This is a genomic window from Micromonospora polyrhachis (assembly GCF_014203835.1).
Classification (GTDB): Bacteria; Actinomycetota; Actinomycetes; order Mycobacteriales; family Micromonosporaceae; genus Micromonospora_H; species Micromonospora_H polyrhachis.
On record NZ_JACHJW010000001.1, the window covers coordinates 4,262,548 to 4,286,419 of the forward strand.

Consider the following 23,872-nt stretch of genomic DNA (forward strand, 5'->3'; position numbering starts at 1 on the left):
ACTGTGGGCGGGCAGCCACCGGTTTCGGCCCGGCTGCCCGATTTCACCTGGGACGTGCTGGACCAGGCCGGCAAGCTCGCCGCCAGCCATCCGGACGGGCCGATCAACCTCTCGATGGGCACGCCGGTCGACCCCGTACCGCCAGTGGTGCGGCAGGCACTGGCTGACGGCTCCGACACGCCCGGCTACCCGCTGACCGCCGGATCTCCGTCGCTGCGGGCCGCCGTCACGTCCTGGGTCGCCCGCTCCTGCGACGCCACCCCGGACGGTCTCGGGGTACTGCCGACCATCGGCTCCAAGGAACTGGTGGCCTGGCTGCCGACCCTGCTGGGCATCGGCCCCGGTGACGTCGTGGTCATCCCCCGGATCTGCTACCCGACCTACGAGGACGGGGTACGCCTGGCCGGCGCCACCGCCGTACGCGCCGACTCGCTGACCGCCGTCGGCCCGTCGAGTCGGGTCCGGTTGGTCTGGGTCAACTCACCCGGTAACCCGACCGGGCAGGTCCTGCCCGCCGCGCACCTGCGGAAGGTGGTCGACTGGGCCCGGGAGCGGGGGGCCGTGGTCGCCAGCGACGAGTGCTACCTGCCGCTGGGCTGGGACGCCGAGCCGGTGTCGATCCTCTCCGAGCAGGTCCGGGGCGGGTCGTACGACGGGCTGCTGGCGGTGCACTCGCTCTCCAAGCGCTCCAACCTGGCCGGTTACCGGGCCGGATTCGTCGCCGGTGACCCGACCCTGGTCGGCGAGCTGCTGAAGGTACGCAAGCACGCCGGCATGATCGTGCCGGCCCCGGTGCAGGCGGCCATGGCCACCGCACTCTCCGACGAGGCACACGCCGACGAGCAGCGGGAACGCTACCGCGCCCGGCGGGAGACGCTGCGGGCGGCGTTCACCGGAGCCGGGTTCGAGATCGAGCACTCGGCGGCCGGGCTCTACCTGTGGGCGACCCGGGGCGAGGACTGCTGGGAGACGGTCGACTGGCTGGCCCGGCGGGGCGTACTGGTCGCACCGGGTGCCTTCTACGGGCCGGGCGGGCAGCAGCACGTCCGGATCGCCTTCACCGAAACCGACGAGCGGGTCGCCGCCGTCGCGGACCGGCTCGCCACCTGAGGCGAGCACTGCGGCTGACGAGCCGGGGTGGACGGCCGCTGCGGCTGACAAGCCGGGATCCACGGCATCGAGGGTGGACGGCATCGAGGGTGGACGGCATCGAGGGTGACGAGCCGGGGTGGACGGCATCGAGGGTGACGACGAATAATGACGGCCTCGTCGAACCCACCGGGTTCCGGTCCCGCTTGAGGTGACCGTTCGAGCCGGCGAGAAGAGCGGGTCCAATGGCGCACGGAGTGGTTGGCGGGCGGGTGTCGGCCGGCAGCGGCTCGCCGCCGTTGGTCACCTTCCTCGGACCGGTCGGCACCTTCACCGAACGGGCGGCGCGGGCGATCTGGCCCGCTGATGCCGTCCTGCGACCGGCCGAGGACATTCCCGCCACGGTTGCCGCCGTGCTGGACCGTCGGGCCGACTATGCCGTGATACCGATCGAGAACACCGTCGAGGGAGTCGTCACCGCCAGCCTCGACCAGTTCGTCTTCCACGCCCCCGACCTGGTGATCCTCCGGGAGGTGTCGGTGCCGATCACCTTCACGTCGTACCGGTCTCCGCTGGCGGAGGGAGCGGCGGCAGTGGTGGGCAGCCACCCGCACGCCCTGGCGCAGTGCACTCGCTACGTGGCGGGGCTCGGTCTGCGTACCGAGCCGTTCAGCTCCACCGCCGAGGCGGTCCGTGCCGCCGCCGACCGTCCCGAGTTGATCGCGATCGGTGCGGCCGGGTTGGCTGACGACTACCCGGTCGCGGTGCAGCACAGCGGAGTCGAGGACCGGCCCGGGGCGTACACCCGGTTCGTCTGCCTGGGCCGGGCCGACGGTGCGGGGACGGCGGCAGCGGCATCCGACGCCGGCCCGGTCGGCCCGGGGACGAGCTGGAAGACCATGATGGCGCTGACCCCGATCTGGTCGCGTCCGGGTGTCCTCGCCGAGTTGTGCACGCACTTCGCCGACCGGGAGATCAACATCATCTCGCTGTCGTCCCGACCGCTGCCCGGCTTCCCCGGGCGGTACGTCTTCGTCGTGACGGTGGATCACCACCGGGACTCGCCGGACCTGGCCAGAGCGGTGACCAGCCTGCTCTACGACGGTGTGCGGGTGAAATACCTGGGCAGTTACCCGTCCGATCATCTGTTCGCAGGCTCGCCGCCCGACCGGCCGCTCACCCCACCGGCGGGTAGTCTCGGTCTCGCCGAGATCGATCAGCTCACCCGGATCTTCCGGGGATCAGCGAACCGCCGGCGGGCGGTGAGGTGACCGGTGCGTTTCCTCCATCCGCTGCTGCGGGACCGCAACATCGACGGTGTCCGGCAGTCGTCGTTCGCCGTCGCGGCCATCATCTTCAGCACCCTGAACGTCGTGGTGCTCAAACAGGCCCAGTTGCGTGGCCTCTGGTCCATCATCGTGGCCGTAGTGATCTCGGTGTTGAGCCTGGCGCTGGTCGCCAGCGTGGTGCAGCGGCTGTTCCTGACCATCTGGGCCCATCCGGTCCTCGGTATCTGGGTCTACGAGTCCTCGTCCGGCAACTGGGGGCTGGCCAGCATCGATCTCCGGGGTGGTGAGCTCAACTACTCGGTGCAGCTCTACCGCACCGAGGCGGACGCGATGGCCGCAGCCCGCAACGAGCCCGGCTTCGCGTCGAAGTGCTTCGCGACCGTCACCTCCGTCGGGGTGACCTACGACCGGGGTCAGGTCGAACTGATCTACAAGGTCGGCCTGTCCCAGGGGGACTACGAACCACGCAGTGGCATGCTGACGCTCTCCCCGCTCTCGCCGGGTGAGATGAAGGGCTACTGGAAGAGCGATATCCTCGGCGACGAGCCGACCCGGGGGACGCTTGACCTGTACCGACCGAACCGCCGAGGGAACTGATGCTGGATACGGGCGTACGCGGAACGCGGGTGGCCGTGGTGGGCACCGGCCTGATCGGCGGCTCGATCCTGCTGCGCCTGCGCGAGGCGGGCTTGGACGTCTGCGGGTGGGATCCCGACCCGGACACCCAGCGGTACGCCGACCAGCAGGGCCTGACCTTCGCCGAGAACCTCACCGACGCGGTACGGGACCGGGATGTCGTCTTCCTCGGCGGTCCACTGTCCAGCCTGCCCGACACCCTGGTCAAGGTGGCGAAGGCCACCGGTGACCAGTGCGTGATCACCGATGTGGGCAGTACGAAGTCGACGGTGGCGGCATTCGCGTTGGAGAACGGACTGGCCCACCGGTTCGTACCGGGGCATCCGATGGCCGGCACCGAGCGGGCCGGGCTGACGGCCGCGATCCCCGCCATGTTCGACGGCGCGGCCTGGGTGCTCTGCCCCTCCCCGGAGGGGCTGATCAGCCAGTTCCGGGCACTGTCCCGCCTGATCATCGAGGTCTTCGAGGCGCGGATCGTGCCGATGGACCCGGCGGTGCACGACTCGGTGGTGGCGCTGTCGTCGCACATCCCGCATCTGCTGGCCGGCAGTCTGGCCGGGGCGGCGGCCCGGTCCCCGGTGAGTGAGGCGATCCTCGGGCTGGCCGCCGGGAGTTTCCGCGACGGCACCCGGGTCGCCGGTACGCCGAGCCGACGGACCGTCGACATGCTGGTCAACAACCGGGACTTCGTGTTGCGACAGATGGAGTTGGTGGACACCTTCCTCGCCGACCTGTCGGCCGCGCTACGCGCCAACGACGTCGAGGCACTGACCGCTCATCTGAACCAGAGCCGTGGCCTGCGGGAATCCCTGCTGAGCCGGCCGATGACCCGATCCGCCCAGCGGTTTCCGGTGGCCGGACCGGACGAGCTGGAACTCGACTTCCTGCTGCGGCTGGGCGAGGCCGGTGGCTATCTGACCGGCTGCGCCACCGATTCCGCAACGGTCAGCTACACCGCTTTCCAGCCGGCCTAGCGGCCTCCACGCGACCGGCGACCCCACGCCGATCCGGCTAGGGTGGGGAAATGGTAGATGGCCCGGTCGTGTCAGTACGGGGCGAGGTCCACCGCGAGGTGCCGCCCGAACTCGCCCGTTTCTCGGTCACCGTGACGGCGCGCGACAAGGATCGCCAGGCGACGCTGGCGCGGCTCGCCGAGCGGTCCGAAGCGGTCCGCCGGCTGATCGAGGAGTACGGCCCGGCGATCGAGCGGCGGGAGACCGGGCAACTGTGGGTCCGGCCGGAGACCAAGCGTTCCGGTGAGCGGGTGGTGGCCTACCACGGCACCGTCTCCACCACCGTGACGGTCGTCGATTTCACGGTGCTCGGTGAGTTGATGATGCGATTGGCCGACCAGGACCAGACCGGCGTCTCCGGGCCCTGGTGGGAACTGCGGCCGGACAGCCCCGTACATCGCCAGGCGCGGCGGGCCGCGATCGGCGACGCGGTGGTCCGCGCCCGGGAGTACGCCGAGGCGCTCGGCGCCCGGGTCACCGCGCTGCTGGAAATCGCCGACACCGGACTGTCTGCGCAACCGATGATGATGGCCCGGGCGGCGTACGGCGGCGGTGGAGCGGAACAGTTCGGTGGGCCGCCGCAACTCGACCTCGATCCGCAGGTGCAGACGGTGCAGGCCGGTGTCGAGGCGCGGTTCAGCATCAGCGAGCCGGACCTCGACCGGCCGGTCGAGCGGTGACCGGGACCGTTCCACCGGAGGGGACCGTTCCACCGGAGGGGACCGTTCCACCGGCGGAGGAGACTATTCCGCTTGCGGAGGAGACCATCCCTCTGGCCGAGGTGACCTCGCACGACGAGCTGCGGGCGATCCTCGGTGCGCCGACCCGGGCGGTGATGGCCAAGGAACGGACCTTCCTCAGTGACCTCGACAAGCAGTGGCTGGCCGCGTCGCCGTTCTGTCTCGTGGCCACCTCGGGCGCGGACGGCACCTGCGACGTCTCGCCCAAGGGGGATCCATCCGGGTTCACCCTGGTCCTCGACGACACCACGATCGTCGTACCGGAACGGCCGGGCAACCGGCGAGCCGATGGGTTCACCAACATCCTGGACAATCCGCACATCGGGCTGATCTATCTGGTTCCCGGCCGGAGTGACACGTTGCGGATCAACGGTCGGGCCCGGATCGTACGGGACGCCCCGTTCTTCGAGCAGATGACGGTCAAGGGACACCGCCCGCAGTTAGCTCTCGTCGTCGACGTCGAACAGGTCTTCTACCACTGCTCGAAGGCGCTCCTGCGGTCCGCGTTGTGGTCCTCGGAAACCTGGGACCCGACGGCCGTGCCGTCCCAGGCTGCCATCGCCAAGCAGACCACCCGCCGGGACCAGAGCCTCGAAGAACTCGAGCGCTACTACGGCGCGGAGTACGCGACACGCCTCTACACCGGTTAGGAAGGGCCCCTTCCAAGGCGGGAAGCGATACAGGGCACCCTTCCTCACACCTCAGTCGGGGTGGCCACGCGGGGCCGGTACCGTCCCGGTGAACATCGCGACGATGGTGTCCTTCTCCCGGTGGAACTCGACCGAGTCTGGATAGCCGCTGTGGTTGCGGATCGGCGGGTCGTTGACCTCCCCGTCGGTGGGATGTAGCCCCTCGGGGTCCCGTACCCGCAGCTCACGTTCGGCCGCCGCGACCGGCCAGCCCAACGGATCGGTCTCCCGCCAGAAGTTCGTCCAGTAGGTCCGGCCAGGCGCGGTGGTCAGTGCCGTGGCCACCGTCGGCAGTCGATGCGGGCCGAAGAACGCGGGGAACGCCCGACCGTAGAGACGGGTCAGCTGGGACCCGTACGAGAAGAACCAGATTCGTCGCCGCCACCGGGCATGCAGTTGCAGGATGACCGCCGCACAGATGACCGAGCCCTGGCTGTGCCCGGAGAGGATGATGGCGTCCGCCCGGCGCGGATCGTCCTCGGGTAGCGCCATCAGCCCGGCGATCCGGGTCTGCAACTGCGGCACCGCCCGGCTGGCGTAACTGGGTGGGGCCAGCGGATGCGCCGAGCGGGGCCAGAACGTACCGATGTCCCAGATCACCCCGACGCTACGGCGTACCGTGTCGTTGCGGTAGACCAGCAGGCCGAGACCGGCCACCAGCACCGGCAGCAGCCCCAGCAGGGAGTTGCCGATGTCGACGGCGGCCTTGACGGCCAGCAACCACCCGGTCGCGTCCTGGGGGACCGGCCGGTTCAGCGAAAGGGCGGCGGCGGCGCTCGCGCCCGCCAGCACCACGGCGACCAGCACCAACCGGCCGACCAGCCCCAACGCGTGCTCGCCGACGAGTTGGTGCAGACCGTGGTAGGTGGCCACGTCGTAGGCCCGGCGTCGTTCGTGGGGGGAGAGGGCGCTGCCTGGTGGGACGAGCTGGGCCAGGCTGCGACGACGTAACCGGGCGAGGATCAGCCAGGCGTGTCCGGCGGCACCGGCGGTGGCGGCCAGGGTGACCAGGTAGGCGATGCCGGCCCACATGACCGGTATCGGTGGGGTGATCGTGGAGAGTCCACTGGGGGTGGCCCCGTTGTTGAGCCGGTCGGTGGTCCAGTAGAGCAGTCCGGCACTGTACGAGATGGCGAGCAGCCAGGCGATTCCGGCCAGCACCGCCGGTCCCCGGCCGCCCCAGGCCGCCGCAACGCACCGGTCGACGGGTGGCGGGGTCGGTTCCGTCCGGGCCCGGGGAAACAGGAGGGTGATCGCCGCGGTCACCGCCAGGGCGGGGGCGGCGACCATCCAGCTACGCATCTGGTCGGGGGCGGATGGAAGGCCCGGCAGCCACCCGTTCACCCATCCGCAGGCCACTGGTACGAGCACGGCCGTGACCACCGGTACGACGAGCGCCCGACGGCCCGACCGGGACACGCCCGCGATCGCGATGAGTAGTAGCACCTGGATGACGGCCAGCCAGGTGAGGATCGTGTCGTAGCCGGGAAGGGAGCGGTCCTCGACGCAGCCGTTACGACTGCTGTCCACGGTGCAGCCGGGCGAGGGGCGTAGCTCGTGCAGGGGCACCCCGGCCGGTCCGTCGGGCAGCAGTAGCACCACCAGCGTGCCGAGTACGCCCAGCGCCGCCAAGGCGCTGAGGAGGAGGCCGTACGGCCGGATCGAGGAGCGACCGCCCTTGCGGGTGGTGTACGGATGGCCGAGGGTCCCGATGCCGAGCAGTACGACCGTGCCGAGTAGCCCCAGGACGCCCCAGGTCAGCATCGCGCGTGTCCCCTGGGGTGGGTCCATCGCGAGTACCGCGCCCAGCGGGACCATGGCGGCGATGGTCGCCCCCGCGGTCAGGTGCACCATGGCGAGCCGTCGCACCTGGCCCTCGCCGCACCAGAAGTCGGCATCCTGGAGCGGGTGGTCGAGCTGGGGTCGGTCGTCCGGCTCGGCTGGGCCACTGGGCATCTCGGCCTCGTACTGGTAGGTCCGCCAGCTGAGCAGCCCCACGACGGCCAGCACCGCCAGTGGGACGAGCAGTCCGACGGCGAGTGGGCGGGCTCCCGCTCCCCACCAGCCGGAGGCAAGGAACTCCCAGGGGCCGGGAACCTGGCTCAGGCAGTCCTCGTCCACGCACTGCCAGGCGATCAGGTCCACCGCGACCCCGGTCACCGAGAGGACCAGGGTGCCGGTCAGGCTCAGGCAGAAGATCCGGACCAGCCAGGCGTTGAGCCCGGTGCGGCTGATGAGGCGTTCTCGCCTCGGGTCTGCGGGAATCTCCGGGCGGGCGTACAACGCGACGTTGGCGAGGGTGAACGGCAACAGGAAGGTCCACAGCGCGCGCCTGATGTCCTTGGCGGTCCGGGCCCCGGAGGTGAGCTGCCCCCAGCTGTACGCCTCGACGGTCGGTGGTTCGGCCGGGTCGGTCCGGGGCCGGTAGAAGCCGGTGGTGGCGTCACCGGCGACGAGCCGAGGCTGTGCGGGCGACCCGCCGGGACGGGTTCGGAGACCGAGGATCTCCGCCGGGGGCGTGTTGGAAACTCCGTGTACGCGCAGCTCAAGCACTCGTCCAGCCATCAGGACCTCCCGAAGGGTGACGGCTCAAGTGCCCAGCGTGCGCGCAAAGGGTGATCGGTCGATTCCACCGATCGGCTTGTCGGTTATAGCCGGATGAATGTCATTTTGGTGGGGCAGAGTGTGGGGCAGTTGGTGGGGTAGCCCGCAGTGGGAGCGGTGCTATGGCCGGCACAGCGGGAGCGGTGCTACGGCCGGCACAGCGGGAGCGGGGCTATGGTCGGCCTCGCTCGGGGGCGGCGACCCGGGCGGCGACGTCGAAGGCCCGTTCGATGTCGTTCCACAGCAGCGGGCTGGCGGTCCGGGTCCGGCCGGTGGGCGGTGCCACGGCGAGCCACGGGACCAGCCGGGCATCCTCGCGGAACAGGTAGAGCGAGAACGCCTGTCGGGCCACCTCGCCCATCGTCACCACCAGCTTGAGCTGGGGCAGCAGGTCGATGAGCCGAGCCAGCCAGGGCAGCGCCGACTCGACGGTAGCGCGTTCGATCCTGCGCCGACTGTCGGCCGGTAACCAGGGCAGGGCCGTCCAGTGCACGCAGCGCTCCCGGGCCAACCCGGCGGCCCGATAGAACTCCCACACGTGCGCCGAGGTCGCCTCGTCGTTGTCGAGGGAGAGCAGGGTGCTCTTCGTCGCCGCCGTCCGGGACGGGGTGTCGGACAGGAACAGCACCTCCGCCGCCACCCCGCCGAAGGTCGGGTCGACGTACGGCAACTCCCGGTGGCCCACGAGCACGCGGATCTCCTCGACGAGCCGACTGATCGGGGCGATGTGCGGCTCGTCCAGGCGGGCGAGCTTCGCCTTCACGGTCTCGGTGTCGCGGTTGGCCCTCGCTGCGCTCGTCAGGTCCATGAAGGCATCATGCCGGTCGCGTACCGCCGCAGGATACCGGCCAGGTGGCAGAAGTGGACGTTGGCCAGGTGACAGTGGTCCGGCCGCCCGCACATGTCGATGCATTTTACGTTTCCGTGGTCAAGTCTTGACTTTCCGTGTTTGTGGCGAGGAGTGTCTTCCCATCGATAGATCCGTTGCTTCTTCGGACTCAGCGTCGATCCAGGAGGTACACGTTGCACTTGTCGAGAAAGTTCGCCGCCGTCATGCTCACCGCCGGCCTGGTGCTCGGCACCGGCCCGGCCGGTTGGGCGAAACCAGCCGCTCCGACCGCCGTACCACCGGATGCGGGCGTCCCGGCCGGACCGTTCGCGGGGACGGCCCGGACCGGGGCCGGCACCGTCACCCTGCTCACCGGGGACCGGGTGACCCTGACCCCGTCCGGTTCCTCCACCGTCCAGCCCGCCAAGGGCCGGGAACACGTCAAGTTCCTCGTCGACCAGGACCGGGACTCGCTATACGTGGTCCCACAGGACGCGCAGCGTCTGGTCCGGGACGGCAGGTTGGATCGCCGGCTGTTCGACGTACGCAGGTTGCTCCGCGACGGCTACCACGATGCCGCTCGGGACAGCCTTCCGCTGATCGTCACCTACCGCGTCGGGGCCGCTCGACAGGCCGGCGCGACCTTCGGTGCCGCCGGGGCGAAACTGGGTCGGGACCTGCCGGCGGTCGGCGGCGCAGCCGTGACCGTCGGAAAGGACACGGCCACCAGGTTCTGGGGAGCGGCCACCACCGGATCAGCGGCCATGCGCACCGACACCACCGGTGGCATCGACCGGATCTGGCTGGACGGCAAGCGGCAGGTCCTGCTGGAACACAGCGTGCCGCAGATCGGTGCGCCCGCCGCCCACGAGGCCGGACTCACCGGTCGCGGGGTGACCGTGGCGGTGCTGGACACCGGAATCGACGGCGGGCATCCGGATCTGGTTGGGCGGGTGGCCGAGTCCCGCAACTTCAGTGAGGCACCAGAGGACGGCGACACCGTGGGACACGGCACGCACGTTGCCTCGATCATCGCCGGCAGTGGTGCCGCATCGGGCGGCAGGTATCGCGGAGTGGCCCCGGACGCCACGCTGCTCGCCGGGAAGGTCTGCGAGTCGACCTACTGCACCGACTCGGCGATCCTGGCCGGGATGCAGTGGGCGGCGGCGGAGAAGCGGGCCACGCTCGTCAACCTCAGCCTCGGCGGGATGGACACGCCGGAGATCGATCCGTTGGAGCAGGCGGTCGAGACGCTGACCGCGCAGACCGGCACGCTCTTCGTGATCGCCGCGGGCAACGACGGTGGCGAGGGCACGGTCGGCTCGCCGGGTAGCGCCGACGCGGCGTTGACCGTGGGAGCGGTGGACCGGGACGACAACCTTGCCAACTTCTCCAGCCGTGGTCCCCGGGTCGGCGACGACGCGATCAAACCGGACGTCACCGCGCCCGGGGTGGAGATCGTCGCTGCGCGAGCCACCGGCACCGAGATGGGGGAGCCGGTCGGGGACGGATACGTGGCGGCATCGGGTACGTCGATGGCGACGCCCCATGTGGTCGGTGCGGCGGCCCTCCTGGCCCAGCAGCACCCGGCCTGGCGGGCCGAGCAGTTGAAGGCGACCCTGGTCGCGTCGGCGAAGCCGAACCCGGCGCTGACCGCGTACGAGCAGGGGGCCGGTCGGGTCGACGTGGCCCGCGCCATCACCCAGACGGTGACCAGCAGCCCGGTGGGGCTCTCCTACGGTCGTACGGCGTGGCCACACGCCGACGACGAGCCGGTCACCCGGACCGTGACCTATCGCAACACCGGGTCGACGGCGGTGACCCTGGAGTTGGGCGTCCAGGTCACCGGCCCGGGTGGGGCCGCCGTGCCGGCCGGGATGTTCCGGGTGAGCGCGACGCAGGTGACCGTCCCGGCCGGTGGCCAGGCCGAGGTGACCGTCACCGCCGACACCAGCGTGGCGAGTCCGGACGGGCACTACACCGGTCGGCTGCGCGCCACCGCCGGGTCGACCGTGGTCAACACCCCGCTGGCCGTGCACAAGGAACCGGAGAGCTACAACCTGACCCTGCGGCACGTCGACGCGACCGGCAACGCCGGTACGGGTTATCGGACGTACGTGGTCGGGCTCGACGCGTACCGCCACGAGATGCCGTACGCGGCGAGCGGCACGACGACCATCCGTCTGCCCAAGGGGCGGTATGGCCTGAGCAGTTGGCTGGAGACCCAGCGGGGCGACGAGGTCGACCTCGCGGTGCTCGTACAGCCGGAGTTGGTGTTGACCCGGGACACCACGGTCACCCTGGACGCGCGTCGGACCAAGCCAGTCGAGGTCAGCGTGCCGGAGCCGACCGCCGCCCTGGCACTGGGGACGGTGGGCTACGCCTTCAGCACGCCGTTCTGGGTCGGGAATTTCTCGGTGCTGACCGACGACTTCGCCACCGTCACCGTCGGGCAACTGGGCCGGGCCGTACCGGGCAGCCAGTTCGCCTCGACGGTCGCCAGCCAGTGGGCCCGCCCGGACGGCTCCGGATTCTTCCAGGACAGCCCATACCTGTACGCGGTCTCCGAGGCGATTCCGGGCCGGATGCCCACCGGCTTCGTCCGGCACTATCGACAGCGGGACCTGGCCACCGTACGGAACGAGTTCCGGGGCACGTTGCTACCGGGGCAGTGGGCCGACCGGCTCGTGCTGCCGGTACACGACGGTAACCTCGGTACGTGGACCGCCGTACTGCGTGTTCCGGTGCCCGGTCAGCGCGTCGAATACCACAACACCAAGGACGTACGCTGGACCGCCGAGTTGCAGATCTCCCGGCAGGGCGACGACGTGTGGCCGGTGACGGAGACGGTCCTGCAAGCCATCCCGGCCACCTATCGGGCCGGCCGGCACTACCAGCAGCGCTGGAACGGTGCACCGTACGGTCTGTCCTTCCCCGGGTACTGGTCTACGGACGGGATCGTCCGGCAGGGCGACAACATGCTGGTGAACCTGCCGATGTTCGGGGACAGCGGCGGGCACCCCGGCGGGTCGCTGACCACCGCCGCGCGTACCGCGTTGTATCGCAACGGTGCGCTGGTCGGAGAGAACAGCGAGCCCGGGTACGGATGGTTCGAGGTGCCGTCGGACCGGGCGAACTATCGGCTGGAGACGTTCGCCACCCGGAATGTCAGCGAGTTGGGTACCCGGGTGGAGGCGTCGTGGACGTTCAAGTCGGGGCACGTTCCCGGGGACGACTTCAGCGCGGTCCCGGCGATGGTGGTGCGGTACGCGCCGAGGTTGGACGTTGCGAACTCGGCTCCGGCCGGTCGGGCGTTCGACATTCCGGTGACCGTGGCGCACCAGGCCGGTGCGCCCACGTCGGCGGTGCGGTCGTTGACGGTCGAGGTCTCCTACGACGACGGAAAGACCTGGCAGAAGGCGAAGCTTCGCTCGGCTGACAGGGGCTGGGTGGCGACCGTCCGACACCCGGGTCAGCCCGGCTACGTGTCACTTCGCGCCAAGGCGGTCGACTCGACCGGTAACACGGTCACGCAGAGCGTGATCAGGGCGTACAAGTTGATTTGATCTCCTTCGGGAAGGGGCCCGGACCATCGGCGCAAGCCGGCGGCCCGGGCCAACCTTTTTGGAAAACTCCCAACGGCGCGCAATGTTTTCGAGGGTTGCCACCGTCCTACCTTCGATAGATCAATTTCTCCTTCGGCTTACGCCGATCCTGGAGGTACGCGTTGCAGTTACCGAGGAAGTTCGCGGCTGTCATGCTCACGGCGGGGGTGGTGCTCGGCACCGCGCCGGCCGGTTGGGCGAAGCCAGCCAGCCCAGTCACCGGCCCGCTGGGCGTGCCGACTCAGGCCGGATCACCACCCGGGACGGCCCGGGCCGGGGCCGGTACGGTCACCCTGCTCACCGGTGACCGGGTCACCCTGACCCCATCCGGTGCCACCAGCATCCGGCCCGCGAAGGGCCGCCAGCACATCCAGTTCCTCACGGAGCAGCATCGGGATGCGGTGTACGTGATTCCGCAGGATGCGCAGCTCCTGGTCCGGGACGGGAAGCTGGATCGCCGGCTGTTCGACGTGCGGGGGCTGATCCGGGACGGCTACCACGATGCCGCTCGGAACAGTCTGCCGTTGCTCGTCAGCTATCGCCCGGGGGTTGCCAGCCGGGCTGCCGCCACGTTCACTACCGCCGAGGCCGAGGTGACCCGGGAGCTACCGGCCATCGGTGGTGCGGCGGTAAGCGTCGGAAAGAGCCAGGCGAACAAGTTCTGGGCAACGATCGCCACCGGCCCGCAGATGGCGCGGACCGACACCTCGGGTGGTGTCGACCGGATCTGGCTCGATGGTAAGCGTCGGGTGTCGTTGGACCGCAGTGTGGCGCAGATCGGTGCGCCGGCTGCGTATCAGGTGGGGTTCACGGGTCGCGGGGTCACCGTCGCGGTGTTGGACACCGGTGTCGATGTCGAGCATCCGGATCTGGTTGGCAAGGTGGCCGAGTCCCGTAACTTCAGTGAGGCACCGGAGGACAGCGACATCATCGGGCACGGCACGCACGTCGCCGCCACCGTCGCCGGTAGTGGTGCGGCCTCCGGCGGGAAGTATCGGGGAGTGGCACCGGACGCCACCCTGCTCTCCGGCAAGGTTTGTGTGTCGACCTCCTGTACGGATTCGGCGGTCCTGGCCGGAATGCAGTGGGCGGCGGCGGAGAAGCGGGCCACGCTGGTCAACCTCAGCCTCGGTTTTACGGACACCCCGGAGATCGATCCGCTGGAGCAGGCGGTCAACACGTTGACCGCGCAGACCGGCACGCTGTTCGTGATCTCGGCGGGCAACGATGGTGGCGAGGGTACGGTCAGCTCGCCGGGTAGCGCCGACGCGGCGTTGACCGTGGGTGCGGTCGATCGGGACGAGCAACTCGCGGACTTCTCCAGTCAGGGTCCGCGGGTTGGTGATGAGGCGATCAAGCCGGACATCACGGCGCCCGGGGTGGATATCGTCGCCGCTCGGGCCAGTGGTACCGATACGGGTACCCCGGCCGGGGATGGCTATGCGGCGATGTCGGGTACGTCGATGGCGGCGCCGCATGTCGCCGGGGCTGCCGCATTGTTGGCGCAGCAGCATCCAACCTGGAAGGCGGATCAGCTCAAGGCGGCGTTGGTCGCCTCGGCCAAGCCGAATCCGGCGCTGACCGCGTACCAGCAGGGTGCGGGTCGGGTCGATGTGGCCCGGGCGATCACCCAGACCGTGACCGGCAACCCGGTGAGCATCTCCTATGGTCGGCCCGCCTGGCCGCATGATGACGACGAGCCGGTCACCCGTACGGTGACCTACCGCAACCCGGGTGCTGAGGCGATCACCCTGCAACTGGGCACGCAGGTCACCGGCCCGGGTGGGGCCAGCGCTCCGGCCGGGATGTTCCAGGTCAGTGCCACGCAGGTCACCGTGCCGGCCGGCGGTCAGGCGGAGGTCACCGTGACCGCCGACACCAGCGTGACCAGCCCGGACGGTCAGTACACCGGCCGGCTGCTGGCCACCGCCGGTTCGACCGTGGTCAACACCCCGCTGGCGGTCGACAAGGAACTGGAAAGCTACAACCTCACCGTCGCCCACGTCGACGCGGACGGTGCGGTAACCGGTAACTATCAGTCCGTCCTTCTCGGACTTGACGAATATCGACATGACTACTTGTACGACGCGGACGGCACGGTGACCGTTCGCCTGCCCAAGGGACGCTACGGACTGCACACCTGGCTGGACACCCCGCGTGAATCTGGGCAGGAGCGGGCCATGCTCGCCCTGCCCGAGCTGACGCTGAGCCAGGACACCACGGTCACTTTCGACGCGCGTCAGGCCAAGCCGGTCCAGCTGACCGTGCCGGAGCCGGGCGCAGTCCTGGCCGCGGCCTACGTGGCATTCACCTTCCCGACGCCGTCCGGGCCGTGGAGCGTGACAAGCGGAGTACGCGGTGGCCTGACGAACCTCAGCGTCGGAAACGCTGGTCCGACGGCCCCGGCCAGTCGGTTCTACGCGACTTTCGCCGGCCAGTGGGGAAAGCCGGACGACCAGGGGACGATCAACAACAGTCCCTACCTGTACTCGGTCTCCGAGGTGGTAACCGGGCAGGTGCCTACCGGGTTCGTCCGGCACTATCGGCAGCAGGACCTGGCCACCGTACAGCAGGATCTGCGGGGCGCGATGCGACCCAACGGGGAGGTCTTCCGTGAGGTCATCCCGGTGCACCCGCAACAAACCGGTAGCGTGACGGCGTACGTCCAGACCGACCTGCCAGGCCAGCGCGTCGAGTACTACAACACCAACAACGTGCGGTGGCGGGCCCAGGTGTACTTCGAACGGCGGGACGATCCGGACTCCTGGGCGGTGACGGAGACGGTTCTCGCCTCGGCGCCGACGCTCTACCAGGCCGGTCAGCACTATCAGGAACGTTGGAATGCCGCGCCGTACGGCCCGACGTTTCCCGACTACCGGCCCACCGACGGACTCACTCGGCAAGGCGACAAGATCGGGGCCAACCCGTCGCTGTTCAGTGACAACGCCGGACACCTTGGCGAGTCGTTGCCGGACACCGCGCGTACGGCGTTGTATCGCAACGGGGTGTTGGTCGGGGAAAACACCGAACCCGGGTTCGGCGAGTTCGAGGTGCCGTCGGGGCAGGCCAACTATCGGCTGGAGGCGTCGGCGACCCGTAGCGTGAGCGAGTTGGGCACCCGGGTGGAGGCGGCCTGGACGTTCCGGTCCGGTCATGTTGACGGGGATGGCCCGGTTCGGCTGCCGGCGATGGTGGTGCGGTACGCGCTGACGCTGGATGTTGCCAATGCGGCTCCGGCCGGTCGGGTGTTCGACATTCCGGTGACTGTCGTACGTCAGCCGGGCGCCCCGGCTGCGTTGGTGCGGTCGTTGACAGTCGAGGTCTCCTACGACGACGGGAGGACCTGGCAGAACGCGAAGGTCTGCTCGGCCGACAAGGGTTGGGTGGCCAGCGTCCAACACCCGGGCCAGCCCGGTTATGTGTCGCTGCGCGCCAAGGCGGTCGATTCGGCCGGTAACACCGTCACGCAGAGCGTGATCAGGGCATACAGGTTGATCTGATGTTTTGGGTGTTAGGAGAAGGGCCCCCTCCAAGGCAGAAAGCGATAAGAAGGGGTCCTTCCTAACACCTCAGTCGTTGGCGTGCAGGGCGGCGTTCAGCGCGATGCCCTGGCCGGTACGAGGCTTGGCCTCCAGCGCCCCGGTGACCGAGTTACGCCAGAACAGCAGCCCATCGACGCCGGAGAGTTCGCGGGCCTTGACCACCCGCCCGTCCGGCAGTGCGATCTTGGAGGCGGCGGTGATGTAGCAGCCCGCCTCGACCACGCAGTCGTCACCGATGGAGATGCCCACCCCGGAGTTTGCCCCGAGCAGGCTGCGCTCGCCGATGCGGACCTTGTCGGTGCCGCCACCCGAGAGCGTGCCCATGATCGACGCGCCGCCGCCGATGTCCGACCCGTCGCCGACGACCACACCCTGCACGATCCGCCCCTCGACCATCGAGGTGCCGAGGGTGCCCGCGTTGAAGTTGACGAAGCCCTCGTGCATGACCGTGGTCCCGGCGGCCAGATGCGCACCGAGCCGAACCCGGTCCGCGTCGGCGATCCGTACCCCCGAGGGCACCACGTAGTCGGTCATCCGGGGGAACTTGTCCACCCCGTAGACCGCCAGGTATCGGCCGGCAGCCCGTTCGACGACCCGCAGCTCGTCCACCCGGTCCGGCGGGCACGGTCCGGCCGAGGTCCACGCCACGTTGGCCAGCGCCCCGAAGACGCCGTCGAGGTTCAGCTCGTTGGGTCGGACCAGGCGGTGGGAGAGCAGATGCAACCGCAGGTACGCGTCGGACGCGCCGGAGATCGGATCGTCCAGCGACTTGATCTCGGTGACCACCTGCACCGTACGCAGACCCGGCAGTGCCCGATCCCCGATCGCTCCCGGTGGCAGGTCCAGTACGTCACCGGAATCCTCGCCGGGCACCAGGGGCAGCGGGCCGAGCCCCAGCTTGCCGGTCGGGTACCAGGTGTCGAGCACCTGGTCATCCGCGGTGATGGTGGCCAGGCCGATGCCCCAGGCGGACTGCGGGTTCGTCACGGTGCTTGCCTTTCGTTCGTGAACTGCGGGGCTCGCAAGCTCGCTCCTCGCCCTCACGGTGCTTGCCTTTCGTTCGTGAACTGCGGGGCTCGCAAGCTCGCTCCTCGCCCTCACGGTGCTTGCCTTTCGTTCGTGAACTGCGGGGCTCGCAAGCTCGCTCCTCGCCCTCACGGTGACGACGGTACCGTTGTGCAGCATGGATAACCCGCTGACCCCCGAGGTGCTGGCCGACCCGGTGGCGTTGACCCGTGCTCTGGTCGACATCGAGTCCGTGTCGCTCAACGAGAAGGCTATCGCCGACTGCGTGGAGCAGGTGCTCCGGTCGGCCCCGCACCTGACCGTCCAGCGGCACGGCAACACGGTGATGGCCCGTACGGAGCTGGGCCGGGCGCAGCGGATCGTGCTGGCGGGACACCTGGACACCGTGCCGCACAACGACAACTTCCCGTCGACGCTACGCGACGACCTGCTCTATGGCTGTGGTACGTCGGACATGAAGTCGGGGGTCGCGTACGCGCTGCACCTGGCGATGACGGTGCCAGACCCCCGGTACGACGTGACGTACTTCTTCTACGAGGCCGAGGAGATCGAGTCTCGGTACAACGGTCTGTTCCTGGTGTCCCAGGCGCATCCGCAGTGGCTGGCCGCCGACTTCGCGTTGCTCCTCGAACCGACGTACGGCGTGGTCGAGGCGGGCTGCCAGGGGACCATGCGGGCGATGGTGAGCACCACCGGGCGACGGGCGCACTCGGCCCGATCGTGGCGGGGGGTGAACGCGATTCACGCAGCGGGTGAGGTGCTGAACCGGCTGGCGGCGTACCAGGCGCGGACCGTGGAGATCGACGGCTGTACCTATCGGGAGGGGTTGAACGCGGTCCGTATCCAGGGTGGGGTGGCCGGCAACGTGGTCCCGGACCGGTGTGAGGTCGAGGTCAACTATCGCTTCGCGCCGGACCGCAGCGAGGAGCAGGCGCAGGCACACGTACGCGAGGTGTTCACCGGTTTCGACGTGGCGGTGACCGATTCGGCGGGGGGTGCGTTGCCGGGGCTGACCGCCCAGCCGGCGCGTGAGTTCCTCGCTGCGGTCGGTGCGGCACCGGTGGCGAAGCTGGGCTGGACGGACGTGGCACGGTTCGCCGCGCTGGGCATCCCGGCACTCAACTTCGGACCGGGCGACCCTAACCTGGCGCATGCCCCGGACGAACACGTCGAGATTGGCAAGATCCGTGATGGTGCCGCGACCCTGCACCGCTGGCTGGCGCAATCCTGAGTTGGGTGGGATCGGGATCGGGATCGGGGTCGGGGTCGGCTGCCCGACCCCGACCCCGGAGGTTGATCGTCCTGCCTAACCGCCGATCAGGGATCCTTCGTCGATCGGCGAGTCCGCCGCCAGCTGCGCCGTCTGGTTGGTGGCCTCAACCAGGTTGGCGTCGTTCTCGCGGGCCAGTCGGCGCTCGGCCACCACATCCCGGATCCGCTGCCGCATCTGCCGGCGGATGCGGCTCATCTCGCTGTTGTTCATCATGGTTGCCCTCCCCCGAAGGCGCTCCCGACAGTGCACCCGGCACCGTACATACCCAGTATGTAAATCGTTAGACGCGTGAACCACCGATTTAGTTGCCACTGATAACCGATAATCCAGCGGTTTTCTTCCGGCAGAAGGGAATGTTCTCCCGAAGAGAGTGGATGGCCGAGTTACCGGGTCTGGCCAGCACCACTACCGTTGAGCCCATGAGCCACAGCAAGAGTCGGAACACCGACCGTCAACCCGGCCCCGAGCGGCATCGAGGGGCGGTCACGCTGCGGCGGCAGGTCATTCCGAAGAGTACCGCCGACCAGCGGTTGCTCGACTCCCGAAGCCGGGAGGAATGGAAGACCAAGGACGCCTGGCGGGCCCTGCGGATCCTCTCCGAGTTCGTCGAGGGCTTCGACACCCTGGCCGATCTGCCACCCGCGGTCAGCGTCTTCGGCTCCGCCCGGAGCAAGCCGGACAGCCCGGAGTGCCGGTTGGCCGAAGAGCTGGGGGGCGCGCTCGCCCGCGCTGGTTACGCCGTCATCACCGGCGGTGGACCCGGGGTGATGGAGGCAGCCAACCGGGGAGCCAGCGAGGCGGGTGGACTCTCGGTCGGGCTCGGCATCGAGCTGCCGTTCGAGCAGGGCATCAACGACTGGGTCGATCTGGCCATCGACTTCCGGTACTTCTTCGCCCGCAAGACCATGTTCGTCAAGTACGCCCAGGCGTTCGTCGTACTCCCCGGTGGTTTCGGCACCATGGACGAACTCTTCGAGGCACTGACCCTGGTGCAGACCGGCAAGGTCACCCGGTTCCCGGTCGTGTTGATGGGGGAGACCTACTGGCGTGGGCTGCTCGACTGGCTGCGCGACACGATGATGGTCGATGGCAAGATCGGTCCGGTGGACCTCGACCTGATCTGCGTCACCGACGACGTGACGGCGGCGGTACGGCACATCGTCGACGCGGACGCGGCACTCGGCGCGGAGCGGGAGGCCGTCCGGGAGACGGCCGTCGCCCAGACCGAGGCCAGCCAGGAGGCGCCTTCCGCCACGTCCAGGGAGCGTTGAGGATGGCTGCGGTCTGTGTCTTCTGCGCCTCCTCCGTCTCCCTCGACCAGCGTTGGCTCGACCTCGCCACGCAGACCGGTTCGGAGATCGCCCGGCGGGGCCACACCCTGGTTTCCGGCGGTGGCTGCGTCGGCATGATGGGTGCGGTGGCCGATGGGGCGCGAACCGGTGGCGGGCACACCCTGGGGGTCATCCCACAGTCGCTGGTCGACCTGGAGGTCGCCGACCTGAGTGCCGACGAGCTGATGGTCACCGACGGGATGGCCACCCGTAAGACAGTCATGATCGACAAGTCGGACGCCTTTCTCACCCTGCCCGGTGGGCTCGGCACCCTGGACGAACTCTTCGAGGTGTGGACCACGGCGACCCTGGCGATGCACCGTAAGCCGATGGTGCTGGTCGACGCGGACGGCTTCTACCGGGGGCTGCTCGACTGGCTGCGAGGCCTGCCCGATCAGGCGTTCGCCAAGCCGGGAGCGATGGACCTGTTGATTGTGGTCGACTCGGTGCCGGCCGCGTTGGACGCGATCGAGGCGCGGCTCGACTGAATTCGGCTCGGCTGAATTCGACGACCACGCATCGTGGGTCGAGTTCGACGACCACGCATCGTTGGGGTCGAGTTCGGCGACCACGCATGGACGGCTGCGGGCCCGGGAAGGGGCGACCTGCCCCGGGCCCGTCACACGCACGTGATGAGATGAGCGACATGCAGGCGTACCGGCTGGTCCGCCGGCCGGCTGACGCCGCGCCGGCGCACCTCGACGACGCCCGACAACAGGAGGTCGTCGCACACACCGACGGCCCACTGCTGGTGCTCGGTGGTCCGGGCACCGGCAAGACCAGCACCCTGGTCGCATCGGTGGCAGCCCGGGTGGCCGAGGGGACCGACCCGGAACGGATCCTGGTGCTGACCTTCGGCCGTCGGGGAGCCACCGCCTTGCGCCACCGGATCGAGGGGCGGGTGGCGCAGGGCGAGCACCGGGTGGTGCACGAGCCCCTGGTCCGCACCTTTCCGGCGTACGCCTTCGGGTTGCTGCGCCGGGCGGCAGCCGAACGCGGCGAGCCGTCCCCCCGGCTGCTTACCGGCCCGGAGCAGGATCTGATCATCCGCGAGCTGTTGGACGTGGTCGGCGAGGAGGGTGCGGACGACCCGTTCGGCTGGCCGACCGACCTGCGGCCGGCGCTGCGGACCCGGGCGTTCGCCGCCCAGTTGCGGGACCTGCTGCTCCGGGCCGCCGAGCGGGGGGTCGGGCCGGTGGAGCTGGCCCGGTTGGGCGAGAAACTCGGTCGGGCCGACTGGCCGGCCGCCGCCCGGTTCCTCCGGGAGTACGTCGCCGTACTGGCCCTGCGGGACGTGACCACCCGGGGCTCGGTCGCCTACGACAACGCCGAGCTGGTCCGGGCTGCCGCCGGACTGCTCGCCGACGACCCCGAACTGCTGGCGGCAGAGCGCCGCCGGTTGGCGTACGTCTACGTCGACGAACTCGCCGACACCGACCCGGCCCAGCTCGACCTGCTCGCCCTGGTGGCCGGTGGCGGCAAGCCCCTGGTCGCCTTCGCCGACCCGGACTCCTCGACGTACGCCTTCCGGGGTGCCGACCCGGCCGGGGTGAGCGCGTTTCCGCACCGGTTCCGGACGGTCTCGGGAGCGATCGCGCGCACGGTCGTGTTGACCACCTCGTACCGGGCGGGGAGCGAGCTGCTCGCCGCGGTCGGGCGGGTCGCCCGGCGGCTCCGCGGTCCGGTGGCCCACCGCCAGCTGACCCCGCTGCCCGACACCGAGCCCGGAACCGTCGAGGTGAGCACCTTCCGGTCCAGCACCAGCGAGGCCGCCTACCTGGCGTACGCCCTGCGCGCAGCGCACCTGCTCGACGGGGTGCCCTGGTCTCGGATGGCGGTGGTGGTCCGCTCCACCGCCCTGCAACTGCCGCCGATACAACGGGCGTTGAATGCGGCCGGGGTCCCGACCGTGGTGCACGCCGAGGACCTGCCGCTGCACTCGCAACCCGGCGTCGCCCCGCTGCTGCTGCTCCTGCGCTGCGCCCTGGAACCGGACCGGCTGGACGAAGAGGCGGCGGTCGCATTGCTGCACTCGCCGCTGGGTGGCGCCGATCCGCTGGGGGAGCGGCGACTGCGCCAGGGGCTGCGGGCGTTGGCATTGGCTGGTGGGGATCGCCGCCCCTCCGGCGAGCTGCTGGTCGAAGCATTGTGCGATCCGGCGGAGCTGGCCGCCATCGAACGGCGGTGGGCGGCCCCGGCCCAGGCGGTTGCCGGACTCCTGGCCACCACGCGGGAGGCCGCCGCGAAGCCGGGGGCCACCGCCGAGGATGTGCTCTGGGCGGTGTGGCGGGCCAGCGGGCTGGCCGAACGCTGGGCCGGCGCGATCTCCCGGGCCAGCGGGTCCACCCGAGCCGGTGAGTTCTCCCCGGACGGGGTCGGTGCCTGGGTGGGCCCGATGCCCGGTGAGGGTGGCGGCGGGCCGGACTGGCGGGCGTCGGCGGCCGACCGGGACCTGGACGCGGTGGTGGTGCTCTTCGACGCCGCCGCCCGGTTCGTCGATCGGTTGCCCGGTGCCCGTACCGAGGTCTTCCTCGACCATGTGCTGGGCCAGCAGCTCCCCGCCGACACGCTCGCCCCGAGCGCCGACCGGGGCGAGGCGGTACGACTGCTCACCGCGCACGCGGCGAAGGGGTTGGAGTGGGATCTCGTCGCCGTTGCCGGAGTGCAGGAGGGGATCTGGCCGGACCTGCGCCTGCGGGGCAGCCTGCTCGGCTCGGAGCGACTGGTCGACGTACTGGCCGGTCGGGGCGAGGGGGCCGGTATGGCGGCGACCCTGGTCGGGCAGACCTCGGCGCTGCTGGACGAGGAGCGGCGGCTTTTCTACGTGGCGACGACCCGTGCCCGGCGACGGCTCCTGGTCAGCGCGGTGGCTTCGGCGGCGGTCGGCGGCGCGGACCACGAGGAGCAGCCGAGTCGGTTCCTCCACGAACTGCACCCGGTCTGGTCTCCCGGCACCACGCCGGCCCACGCCACGCCGGCCCACGCCACGCCGGCCCACGCCACGCCGGCCCACGCCACGCCGGCCCACGCCACGCCAGCCCACGCCACGCCAGCCCACGCCGGTCCGGACAGTCCCGGCTCGGACAGTCCCGGCTCGGACGGTCCCGGCTCGGACGGTCCCGGCTCGGACGGTCCCGGCTCGGACGGTGCACGGCCGGTCGAACCCGGGCCGGGCGAGCAGTCGACCACGTTGCCCGTCGGGCGGCCACCTCGGGCGCTTACCCTGCCGGCGCTCGTCGCTGAACTGCGTACCGCTGTGGTGGACCCGGTGACCCCGCCGGCCCGGCGGCGTGCGGCCGCCGCCGAGCTGGCCCGGCTCGCCGCCGCCGGGGTGCCCGGTGCGCACCCGGACGAGTGGTGGGGGCTGCGGACGCTCTCCGACGATCGACCCCTTATCGACGAGGGGGAGGCGGTCAAGGTCACCCCGTCGAGCATGGAGAGCGCGCTGCGGTGCAGCCTGCGCTGGCTGCTGGAGAAGCACGGCGGCAGCCCGCCGGCCAGCGCCGCCCAGGGCGTCGGCAACCTGGTGCACGCCGCTGCCATGCTCGCCGAGGACGCCAGTGCTGATCGGGAGCGACTGCTCGAATACGTGGCTGCCCGATTCGACGCGATCGAGCTGGCCGCCCGGTGGATGGCCGGCCCGGAACACAGCCGGGCCGAGGCGATGGTCGACAAGTTGCTGCGTTGGCTGGCCGGCAATCCGCGCCGGCTGCTCGCCATCGAGCACGAGTTCGCGGTACGCCTCGACGACCCCAGCCGGCCGATCGACCTGACCGGTCGGGTGGACCGGCTGGAGATCGACGCCGACGGCCGCCTCGTCGTGATCGACCTCAAGACCGGCAAGTCGACGGCGGTGACGGCGACCGAACTCGCCGAGCATCCCCAGCTCGGGGCCTATCAGGCGGCGGTGGAGGCGGGGGCCTTCACCGAGTTCGGCGACGAGTCCGGTGGGGCGGCCCTGGTGCAGCTCGGTACGGGTACGAAGGACGCCCGCGAACAGTCCCAGGTGGCGACCAGCCAAACGGCGGAGGCCGGGTGGGCGCAGGCGATGGTGCGCCGTACCGCCGACACGATGGCCGCCGCGACCTTCTCGGCGGTGTCCAACTCGAAGTGCCGGGTCTGCCCGGTACGGAGCAGTTGCCCGGTCTCCGGCCAGGGCCGGCAGGTGGTCGAACCGCCCGCCAGGCTGGAGCAGGCAGGCGAACC

Annotated in this window: 15 protein-coding genes and 1 pseudogene; 12 read left to right on the forward strand and 4 right to left on the reverse strand. The window is 70.2% G+C overall.

The window, feature by feature from the left end:
- Positions 1 to 3 precede the first annotated feature (3 nt).
- From dapC to FHR38_RS18760, 6 genes are all read left to right on the forward strand, one after another.
- Complete coding sequence (gene dapC / locus FHR38_RS18735; protein WP_312882261.1) at positions 4 to 1,110, forward strand: succinyldiaminopimelate transaminase; 1,107 nt, start codon at positions 4 to 6, stop codon at positions 1,108 to 1,110.
- A gap of 224 nt (positions 1,111 to 1,334) precedes the next feature.
- A complete protein-coding gene (locus tag FHR38_RS18740) occupies positions 1,335 to 2,360 on the forward strand; it encodes a prephenate dehydratase (RefSeq protein WP_184535883.1) in 1,026 nt (341 codons plus the stop codon).
- A gap of 3 nt (positions 2,361 to 2,363) precedes the next feature.
- On the forward strand, positions 2,364 to 2,975 hold the full coding sequence (locus FHR38_RS18745) for a hypothetical protein (RefSeq protein ID WP_184535884.1): 612 nt from the start codon (positions 2,364 to 2,366) through the stop codon (positions 2,973 to 2,975).
- Positions 2,975 to 3,988 (forward strand): prephenate dehydrogenase, encoded by a 1,014-nt coding sequence (locus FHR38_RS18750; RefSeq protein WP_184535885.1) that lies wholly within the window; start codon positions 2,975 to 2,977, stop codon positions 3,986 to 3,988. The genes FHR38_RS18745 and FHR38_RS18750 overlap by 1 nt, the downstream gene beginning before the upstream one ends.
- A gap of 50 nt (positions 3,989 to 4,038) precedes the next feature.
- Positions 4,039 to 4,707 carry an SIMPL domain-containing protein gene (locus FHR38_RS18755; protein WP_184535886.1) on the forward strand — a complete coding sequence of 223 codons (669 nt, stop codon included), beginning with the start codon at positions 4,039 to 4,041 and terminating at the stop codon, positions 4,705 to 4,707.
- Between the two features lie 86 nt (positions 4,708 to 4,793).
- Positions 4,794 to 5,417, forward strand: coding sequence for a pyridoxamine 5'-phosphate oxidase family protein (locus tag FHR38_RS18760; RefSeq protein ID WP_312882573.1), 624 nt, complete (start codon positions 4,794 to 4,796; stop codon positions 5,415 to 5,417).
- Positions 5,418 to 5,468: 51 nt separating this feature from the next.
- Here FHR38_RS18760 and FHR38_RS18765 read toward each other — a convergent pair whose 3' ends face one another.
- Positions 5,469 to 8,021, reverse strand: a complete 2,553-nt coding sequence (locus FHR38_RS18765) for a hypothetical protein (RefSeq protein ID WP_184535887.1) — start codon at positions 8,019 to 8,021, stop codon at positions 5,469 to 5,471.
- A gap of 211 nt (positions 8,022 to 8,232) precedes the next feature.
- Positions 8,233 to 8,868, reverse strand: coding sequence for a uracil-DNA glycosylase (locus tag FHR38_RS18770; RefSeq protein WP_184535888.1), 636 nt, complete (start codon positions 8,866 to 8,868; stop codon positions 8,233 to 8,235).
- 245 nt (positions 8,869 to 9,113) lie between these two features.
- Here FHR38_RS18770 and FHR38_RS18775 point away from each other — a divergent pair, with 245 nt between their 5' ends.
- Both FHR38_RS18775 and FHR38_RS18780 read left to right on the forward strand, forming a co-directional pair.
- Complete coding sequence (locus tag FHR38_RS18775) at positions 9,114 to 12,455, forward strand: S8 family serine peptidase (RefSeq protein WP_376771488.1); 3,342 nt, start codon at positions 9,114 to 9,116, stop codon at positions 12,453 to 12,455.
- 191 nt (positions 12,456 to 12,646) lie between these two features.
- Complete coding sequence (locus FHR38_RS18780; protein ID WP_184535890.1) at positions 12,647 to 15,994, forward strand: S8 family serine peptidase; 3,348 nt, start codon at positions 12,647 to 12,649, stop codon at positions 15,992 to 15,994.
- Positions 15,995 to 16,063: 69 nt separating this feature from the next.
- Here the strand turns inward: FHR38_RS18780 and dapD are convergent, their stop codons facing one another.
- A complete protein-coding gene (dapD, locus tag FHR38_RS18785; protein WP_184535891.1) occupies positions 16,064 to 17,023 on the reverse strand; it encodes a 2,3,4,5-tetrahydropyridine-2,6-dicarboxylate N-succinyltransferase in 960 nt (319 codons plus the stop codon).
- A gap of 196 nt (positions 17,024 to 17,219) precedes the next feature.
- On the opposite strand from dapD, the gene dapE reads away from it, so the two are divergent.
- A complete protein-coding gene (dapE, locus tag FHR38_RS18790) occupies positions 17,220 to 18,293 on the forward strand; it encodes a succinyl-diaminopimelate desuccinylase (RefSeq protein ID WP_184535892.1) in 1,074 nt (357 codons plus the stop codon).
- A gap of 75 nt (positions 18,294 to 18,368) precedes the next feature.
- Here dapE and FHR38_RS18795 read toward each other — a convergent pair whose 3' ends face one another.
- Positions 18,369 to 18,548, reverse strand: a complete 180-nt coding sequence (locus FHR38_RS18795) for a hypothetical protein (protein WP_184535893.1) — start codon at positions 18,546 to 18,548, stop codon at positions 18,369 to 18,371.
- Between the two features lie 206 nt (positions 18,549 to 18,754).
- Here FHR38_RS18795 and FHR38_RS18800 point away from each other — a divergent pair, with 206 nt between their 5' ends.
- From FHR38_RS18800 to FHR38_RS18810, 3 genes and pseudogenes are all read left to right on the forward strand, one after another.
- The gene (locus FHR38_RS18800) at positions 18,755 to 19,606 is read left to right on the forward strand and encodes an LOG family protein (protein ID WP_184535894.1); all 852 of its coding nucleotides are present in this window, start codon (positions 18,755 to 18,757) and stop codon (positions 19,604 to 19,606) included.
- Positions 19,607 to 19,608: 2 nt separating this feature from the next.
- Positions 19,609 to 20,154 carry an LOG family protein gene (locus FHR38_RS18805; RefSeq protein WP_184535895.1) on the forward strand — a complete coding sequence of 182 codons (546 nt, stop codon included), beginning with the start codon at positions 19,609 to 19,611 and terminating at the stop codon, positions 20,152 to 20,154.
- A 158-nt stretch (positions 20,155 to 20,312) separates the two neighbouring features.
- A pseudogene (locus tag FHR38_RS18810) lies at positions 20,313 to 23,849 on the forward strand (ATP-dependent helicase); the annotation flags it as partial.
- Between the last annotated feature and the right edge of the window lie 23 nt (positions 23,850 to 23,872).